This is a genomic window from Pseudolactococcus hodotermopsidis (genome assembly GCF_011170085.1).
GTDB classification, from domain to species: domain Bacteria; phylum Bacillota; class Bacilli; order Lactobacillales; family Streptococcaceae; genus Pseudolactococcus; species Pseudolactococcus hodotermopsidis.
In genome coordinates, this window is sequence record NZ_BLLI01000102.1 from 1 (window position 1) to 4,285 (window position 4,285).

Here is a 4,285-nt window from a genome sequence, read left to right on the forward strand (position 1 = left end):
ATACGGCATTAGTTTTGACACGAACTTTAAATTCACCTGCAGATGGATTACCCTCTATAGCCGTACTAATAATCTTCGGTGCTTCATAAACTTGCAAGTTATTATTAACCGCTACCGCTGCTTGCTTGTCACCATTGTAAGCATAAGCTTGAACATGATACGAACCACTCTGATTTTTGTGATTTGCACCATCAAAGGTTGCCAAGTACTCACCGTCCTTGACTTTACTTGCTACATACCATTTCAAATCATCTTGACCATTAGCGTCCGACCAGATGGGAACTTTTACCGAAGTAACATCTCCACTCGTCTTAACCCGAACATTAAACTTACCTGCATTTGGTGTACCTTCAATACTCGTGCTTATTATTTTAGGTGCTACTAAATTAGCAACCAAACTATTAGGACGTAAAACAGCAGTTACTTGTCCGTTAGAAGGCTTATTATAATTTGTCACGGTTGTTAGTTTAGCTGCACCTGGGTTCTGCTCAAGAACAACCATACTGGTTCCAGATACACTATAAACAATAGCAACGTGACCGTAGCCACCGCCACCGCCATTCCAAATCACAATATCGCCAGTTTTAGCAACAAATCCAGATGAATAATTAATTCGCGTATACCCATTCGGAACTGCTTGACTAGCATAATCTTTTGCACCGCCTGTAATACTACATGTTCCAATATCATAACGTAAAAATTCAGCAGAATATTTACGTACCAAGTCAACACATTGCGCACCATACGATCCATCATAATCAATAGCTTGCCCTTTCATCGTATCCATCCAAGCTTGGGCTTGACTAGCTGTTAGCGTTGCTCGCACACGAGGCGGTAGCCGTAGCTGGTCATCACGATCTTTGGATGGTTTCAGCTGGCTATCATCCAAGATAGATTGTGGTGTTGTGTTATCAGCGTGGCTAATGGTAGCAGTCCCCGCCAAACATAACACAACAGCAGATGACAAAGTCACCTTCTTCAAAAGTGTTTCAAGTTTCATTTTAATTTCTCCATTTCTACTTTCGCTGCGCTTGGGCGAATTAATAAGGTTGAAAACGAGTGCGCACTCACATTTTATTAGCTAATGAATTTAATAGTACTAGACTTAGTGTACTAAATTAAATAATATTATGCAAGTAATAGTATTAAATCTAGTGTATTAAATTGCATTTTCTACGAATTTATTTAAAAAATGTGTAAAATACTGTCAAGAATCTATCTTTTGACGGTATTTTCACTATTCTAAAACGGCAGTTCCTCAGCCTCCAATTCCACGTCTAGCGTTTCAACTTGATTCTCACGCAAAGCAACGGCTGCACGACTTTCCAACAGATTAAACTGATGGCACAAAATTTCCGTGACATAATGTGTCACGCCAGCCTTATCCTCATAACGACGACTACGAATCTCGCCCTCAATCGAAACCAAACTGCCTTTTTTCGCATAAGAGGCAAACATTTCCGCCGATTTACCCCAAATAACAACTGAGATAAAATCAGCCTCACGCTCACCATCAGCATTCTTAAACTGCCGATTAACAGCCAAAGTCACGCGCACGACAGACTTGTCACTCGGTGTCTTACGCAACTCAGGCGGCGCCGTCAAGCGCCCGATTAACAAACTTTTGTTCATCATATAAAAAATCCTCCTACTTACTTATACGTAATTTAGGAGGAATTTGCTCAAATTATTTTAAATTTTTTTATTTATGCCAATGTTTCGCCGAATCAAAAGCAGTGCCAACCACTTCGCTAAGCGCTAATTCAATAATCCCACGCTTTTGTGGCGCATTAGGAAGTGCAAGTTCTCGTGGACTTGCCATCATGCCAAAACTTGCCACACCACGTAACTGACCCGCAAAAATCAGCGCACCATTTGGCATCATGCTACCGGGTAACGCTACAATCGTTTTCAATCCCACGCGCGCATTTGGCGCACCAGCAACAATTTGAATTGTTTCATCTTCTGAAACTCTCACTTGCGCAATATTAAGGTGGTCAGAATCTGGATGCGCCACCAATTCAACGATTTCCCCGACAACAAATTTTGGTTTCGTATCCAGTACCAAACGATCAGAAAATCCTGCTGTTTTGATTTCAACGTTAAGCTTATCAATATTTTCAGCAGTCAAAGTTACTTGTCCATTTTCTGAGATTGGAAAAAGTGTTGACACGTCAAAAAAATTCCATGCAACCGTTTCGCCATTATCTTGCCGAGAAATTTTTGTCACGTTACCAATACGCGTTGCTGTCAATTTTTCGCCCTGATTATCGCCTGTAATCAGCATCAAAACATCAGTCAAATGTGTGTTATAAATCGCAATCATTTTCTTTCTACTCCTGTCAAAAATTCATTGATTTCATCTTTTGTTTTGCGTAATTTGTTGACCAAACGCTCTGTTTCCTTGCCATTTTCAATAACGACAAAACTTGGAATGCCCATAATCCCCCATTCAACCGCAACATCCAGATAGACGTCACGGTCAACCTCAATAAAGGTATACTCTGGGTGCGATTTCTCAATTTCAGGCATAGCTGGTTTGATAAAACGGCAATCGCCACACCAATCCGCCGTAAAAAAGAAAACGTTTTTCCCTGTTTCGACATATGTAGCCAACTCGGCAACACTTTTAGGAATAATCATCTCAAACCTCCAATGTTTCAACAATTTTCAAAGTCTGTGCATCAATCTCAAACGTTGTTACACTACCATCCACACGTACAATGCCACCCGCATGGACAGATTCAAAAAGCGGTTCTTCCATGAGCCAGCTTGTTAAAATATCATGATACATAAAATGTTGTTTCGCAACTGTCAGTAAATCGCGCAGATTTTTGTCCCTACGCTTTTGGTAAATGGCACGCGCACTCGTCACAGCCGTAAGACCAACAAGCACACCAACCCCGATTTTCAAAATTTTTCTCATATTGATTATTTTACCATATTTTTTATATTCTCGCTGATGCTCGTCACAGTTTTTTAGTCTCAAATTTGGTATGATTAAAGAAAGACATTGAGAAAGGCATTATTTTTTATGACAATCACATTTGATAAAATCAAAGAAATCACGGAAATTCAAGCGACTTCTGGTTTTGAGCACCCCATGCGTGACTTTATGCGCGAAAAAATCACACCTCTTGTTGATGAAGTCGAAACTGACGGTCTTGGCGGCATTTTCGGGATTAAGCACTGTGCTGATACGACTGCGCCAAGGATTATGGTAGCGGGTCACATGGATGAGGTTGGGTTCATGGTCAGCGCGATTAAAGCTGACGGAACGCTACGCGTTGTGGCACTCGGCGGCTGGAATCCGCTCGTTATTTCAGCGCAACGTTTTACTTTGTTGGCTAGAAATGGTGCAGAAATTCCTGTGATTACAGGTGGCATTCCGCCACATTTGATGCGGGGAGCGAGTGGTACGCCTAGCCTTCCCAAAGTTGAAGATGTTATTTTTGATGCAGGTTTTGCAAATAAAACCGAGGCTGAAAGTTTCGGTGTTCATCCAGGTGCTGTCATCATTCCCAAAACAGAAACGATTCTTACCGCCAATCAGAAAAATGTCATCAGTAAAGCGTGGGATAACCGTTACGGCTGTCTCATGGTGACCGAACTTCTGGCATATCTGAGTCATCAGAAGATTGAGCTACCAAACACGCTGATTGCTGGGGCAAATGTCCAAGAAGAAGTTGGTCTGCGGGGGGCGCATGTTTCAACAAGCAAGTTCGAACCAGATTTATTTTTCGCTGTTGATTGCTCGCCCGCACAGGATACTTTTGATGCCAATGCTGACGGGCGCATTGGTAATGGCACTTTAATTCGAGTATTTGATCCTGGTCATATTCTTTTGCCAACAATGCGAGATTTCTTGCTTGATACGGCTGAATCTGCTGGCATAAACTATCAGTACTATGTGTCAAAAGGCGGCACAGATGCAGGCGCTGCACATTTAAAATCAACTGGTATTCCATCGACAACGATTGGCGTTTGCGCGCGCTATATTCACAGTCATCAGACCTTATTTTCATTAGAAGATTTCGATACAGCTCAAGCATTTTTGCGAGAAATTGTCGTGAAATTAGACCGCTCTACTGTTGATTTAATTCGTGGTAATTGACTGAGATTAAAAAATCAGAACCCGTTTTCGAGTTCTGATTTTTTTAATAGACTTCTCCCGAAATTAAATTTCGAAATTGATAATACCACAAATTAAGGACGCCCGAAGTAAGTGCCTCTTTCTTCGATTACGATATTTCTGAGCCATACACTTAAAGGTTTTGATTTTAGC

Annotated in this window: 6 protein-coding genes; 1 reads left to right on the top strand and 5 read right to left on the bottom strand. The window is 41.3% G+C overall.

Going from position 1 to position 4,285, the window contains the following annotated elements:
- From Hs30E_RS10545 to Hs30E_RS10565, 5 genes are all read right to left on the bottom strand, one after another.
- Window positions 1-1,000 (bottom strand): GBS Bsp-like repeat-containing protein (locus Hs30E_RS10545; protein WP_172209893.1); only part of this gene is annotated, 1,000 nt, incomplete at its 3' end.
- A gap of 242 nt (window positions 1,001-1,242) precedes the next feature.
- Window positions 1,243-1,635, bottom strand: coding sequence for a single-stranded DNA-binding protein (locus Hs30E_RS10550; protein ID WP_172209894.1), 393 nt, complete (start codon window positions 1,633-1,635; stop codon window positions 1,243-1,245).
- A 67-nt stretch (window positions 1,636-1,702) separates the two neighbouring features.
- On the bottom strand, window positions 1,703-2,326 hold the full coding sequence (gene ytpR / locus Hs30E_RS10555) for a YtpR family tRNA-binding protein (protein WP_172209895.1): 624 nt from the start codon (window positions 2,324-2,326) through the stop codon (window positions 1,703-1,705).
- Window positions 2,323-2,643 (bottom strand): thioredoxin family protein, encoded by a 321-nt coding sequence (locus Hs30E_RS10560; protein WP_172209896.1) that lies wholly within the window; start codon window positions 2,641-2,643, stop codon window positions 2,323-2,325. Before Hs30E_RS10560 ends, ytpR begins: the two co-directional genes overlap by 4 nt.
- Window position 2,644: 1 nt before the next feature.
- Entirely contained in the window at window positions 2,645-2,926 is a 282-nt protein-coding gene (locus Hs30E_RS10565; protein WP_172209897.1) for a hypothetical protein, read from the bottom strand.
- Between the two features lie 108 nt (window positions 2,927-3,034).
- On the opposite strand from Hs30E_RS10565, the gene pepA reads away from it, so the two are divergent.
- The gene (pepA, locus tag Hs30E_RS10570) at window positions 3,035-4,114 is read left to right on the top strand and encodes a glutamyl aminopeptidase (RefSeq protein WP_172209898.1); all 1,080 of its coding nucleotides are present in this window, start codon (window positions 3,035-3,037) and stop codon (window positions 4,112-4,114) included.
- The last annotated feature ends 171 nt before the right edge of the window (window positions 4,115-4,285 follow it).

Coding starts and splice junctions, on each gene's coding strand:
- Hs30E_RS10550 (WP_172209894.1), bottom strand. CDS start 1,635: ATGATGAACAAAAGTTTGTTAATCGGGCGCTTGACGGCGCCGCCTGAG.
- ytpR (WP_172209895.1), bottom strand. CDS start 2,326: ATGATTGCGATTTATAACACACATTTGACTGATGTTTTGATGCTGATT.
- Hs30E_RS10560 (WP_172209896.1), bottom strand. CDS start 2,643: ATGATTATTCCTAAAAGTGTTGCCGAGTTGGCTACATATGTCGAAACA.
- Hs30E_RS10565 (WP_172209897.1), bottom strand. CDS start 2,926: ATGAGAAAAATTTTGAAAATCGGGGTTGGTGTGCTTGTTGGTCTTACG.
- pepA (WP_172209898.1), top strand. CDS start 3,035: ATGACAATCACATTTGATAAAATCAAAGAAATCACGGAAATTCAAGCG.